This window comes from Cognatishimia activa (assembly GCF_001458335.1).
Lineage (GTDB): Bacteria > Pseudomonadota > Alphaproteobacteria > Rhodobacterales > Rhodobacteraceae > Cognatishimia > Cognatishimia activa.
In genome coordinates this window covers 65,088-67,772 of the sequence record NZ_CYTO01000019.1, presented here as the reverse complement: position 1 = coordinate 67,772, position 2,685 = coordinate 65,088, and the positions used below count along the sequence as shown (strand labels likewise).

4 protein-coding genes are annotated in these 2,685 nt (G+C 56.6%); all 4 read right to left on the bottom strand.

What is annotated here, in order from left to right; translation table 11 throughout:
• Positions 1-310, bottom strand: a 310-nt coding sequence (locus TA5113_RS16785; protein WP_131726480.1) for a DUF2793 domain-containing protein, incomplete at its 3' end; no start/stop codon positions are given.
• Positions 311-473: 163 nt separating this feature from the next.
• On the bottom strand, positions 474-1,307 hold the full coding sequence (gene kdsA / locus TA5113_RS09510; RefSeq protein ID WP_058314812.1) for a 3-deoxy-8-phosphooctulonate synthase: 834 nt from the start codon (positions 1,305-1,307) through the stop codon (positions 474-476).
• Positions 1,307-2,098, bottom strand: a complete 792-nt coding sequence (locus TA5113_RS09505; protein ID WP_058314813.1) for a 3-deoxy-manno-octulosonate cytidylyltransferase — start codon at positions 2,096-2,098, stop codon at positions 1,307-1,309. The genes kdsA and TA5113_RS09505 overlap by 1 nt, the downstream gene beginning before the upstream one ends.
• A partial coding sequence (locus tag TA5113_RS17220) for a CBS domain-containing protein (RefSeq protein ID WP_258953922.1) occupies positions 2,095-2,685 on the bottom strand: 591 nt, incomplete at its 5' end. The genes TA5113_RS09505 and TA5113_RS17220, both read right to left, overlap by 4 nt.

The following is a 2,685-nucleotide window of genomic DNA, read 5'->3' as shown; positions in this document are numbered from 1 at the left end:
AGACAACCAATTGATCCCCCGCCACATCCCAAGCGCGCCACCCGGTCAGGGGGGCTTGGAACACCCATTGGGTGTCCTGCCATTGGGCAATGGCCCCGGTCTGCAGCGCCCATATGCCGGTGGGGTTTGGCCCAACAAAATGTGTCTCGCCAGACGTCGGTGTCACCGGAGGCGTTTCGGTGCCAATGCCATCCAGCACCAATTGCGTGGCCCCATCCAACAGCAAGAGCGCCTCGTTGTGGGTCACATGTTTTTGGGCTTGGGCCTGCGCCATAATTGGCAAACCAAGGCGAGCGGTGGTATGGGACATGGGGCGTTCTCCAGCAAGTTGGTGTGACTCGCTGATAGCAATCGCTTGGATAGGAATTTTTGAACCGACCGTACGGACATCGCGCAACGTAGGGTGGGGTTTCACCCCACCGCCTGTCTCAGTCTTTTGCTCGATTGGTGGGGTAAAACCCCACCCTACTTGTTTACGCCCGATGTGCTTTTGTAAGCTGATCCAGTTCGACGAGTTGACCGATCAAGCGGGCCAACTGATCCACTGGGATCATGTTCGGCCCATCACAGGGCGCATTGTCTGGGTCTTCGTGGGTCTCAATGAAAAGCCCAGCAACACCGACGGCCACCGCTGCGCGTGCGACCGTTTCAACGAATTTACGCTCGCCGCCAGAGCTATTGCCCCGTCCGCCCGGCTGTTGGACCGAGTGCGTGGCGTCAAAAATCACTGGGCAGCCTGTCTCCGCCATCGTTGGCAAGCCACGGAAATCATTGACTAAAGTGTTATAGCCAAAGGATGTGCCGCGCTCACACAGCATGACCTGATCATTTCCGGTTGTTTTGATCTTCTCGGCCACATTGCCCATTTCCCAAGGGGCGAGGAACTGACCTTTTTTCACGTTCAACGGCTTGCCGGTGTTGCCCGCGGCCAGCAGCAAATCCGTCTGGCGACACAGAAAAGCTGGGATCTGGATGATGTCCACAACCTCCGCCACACCCGGACAATGGGTGGTTTCGTGCACATCGGTGATGACAGGGCAGCCAAAGGTCTCACGCACTTCCTGAAGGATTTTCAGACCCTCATCCATGCCAATGCCGCGCGAGGACCCGATAGAGGACCGGTTCGCTTTGTCATAGCTGGATTTAAAGATAAACTTTGACCCTGTCGGGGCCATGGCTTCGGCGACCTTCTCGGCCATCATCAGCGCATGGTCGCGGCCTTCAAGCTGGCATGGGCCCGCAATGAATGAAATCGGGTTTGCGCCGCCAAATGCAATGTCACCAACGTTTACGATGTTCTGTTCCATCACAGATCCTTCAACACAGATTCAATCCGAGGCACATCCTCGGGATTGTTAAGTTCCCAAAACACGCGGCCGCGCCCTTCGACGATCACGCAGCGCACTTTGGTGTCATTCACAAGAAAGCGCAGCTGTTCCAGGCCTTCCAAAGTTTCCAATTCGCTTACCGGCCAGCTTGTATAAGCGGCCAGCGCATCCGGGCGATAGGCATAAACACCAACATGGTGATAGACCGGGATGTTTTCATCGGGGACTTTGTCGGCATCAATATAAGGCAGCACTTCTTTGGAGAAATAAAGCGCGTGGCCTTTGGCGTTGAACACCGCGGTGGTGCCCCCCACCCGGCCCGCTTTGCGGTCTTCGACAAAATGGCCGTAGGTCAGCGGATCACATTGTAGCACGGGCGTGGCCACCTGCGCTTCAGGGTCCGCTTTCATGGCGGCAATCAGGTCTTCCACAAACCAAGCTGGTGTCAGCGGCGCGTCCCCTTGCAGGTTCACAATCAGATCCGCTTCAATTCCTGCATTTGCCAAGGCATCGGCACAGCGTGCAGTGCCGTTTTCACAGGCCTCTGAGGTCATGATCACATCAGCGCCAAACGCTTCTGCGGCTTGCTTGATGCGGTCATCATCGGTCGCAACGTAGACAGCGTCCACGCCAGCAACGCCTTTCGCGGCTTCCCAGCTCATGCGGATCAGGCTTTTGCGGCTGCCATCTGGCAGGGTCAGTTCTGCCAAAGGTTTGCCGGGATAACGACTCGACGCATAACGCGCCGGAATGATGATGACGGTTTTCATGCAATACCTGCGCGCAAGAGGTCATGGATATGAAGGATGCCGACGGGTTGGCCCGCATCATTCGTGACAGGCAAAGTGGTCACTTTGCGTTCATTCAAAAGCGCCAAGGCCTGCGCGGCCAACGTGTCTTCTTCCACGGACAGAGGGCTCGGGCTCGCGATCTCGCTTGCGGTTTTGCCCATCAAGACGTCCATGTTGCGACGCAAGTCACCGTCTGTGACGGTGCCAATCAATCGGCCCGCATCATCGGTCACCAAAGCCACACCAAACCCCTTGGAGGTCATGGTCAAAAGCACGTCGCTCATAGGCATTGAAGCAGTGACAGTCGGCAGTTCTTCATTGCTGTGCATCAGGTCAGCAACGCGCATCAGCTGCGTGCCAAGCTTGCCGCCCGGATGGAACGTATGGAATTCATCAGACGAAAACCCACGCGCTTCCATGATGGCTACCGACAATGCGTCACCCAACGCCAAAGTCAGCGTGGTAGACGTGGTGGGCGCTTTGCCGATCGAGCAGACTTCGGGGATCTTAGGCAAAGCCAACTGGAAATCCGCCGCTTTCATCAAAGTGCTGTCGGGGTTGGACGA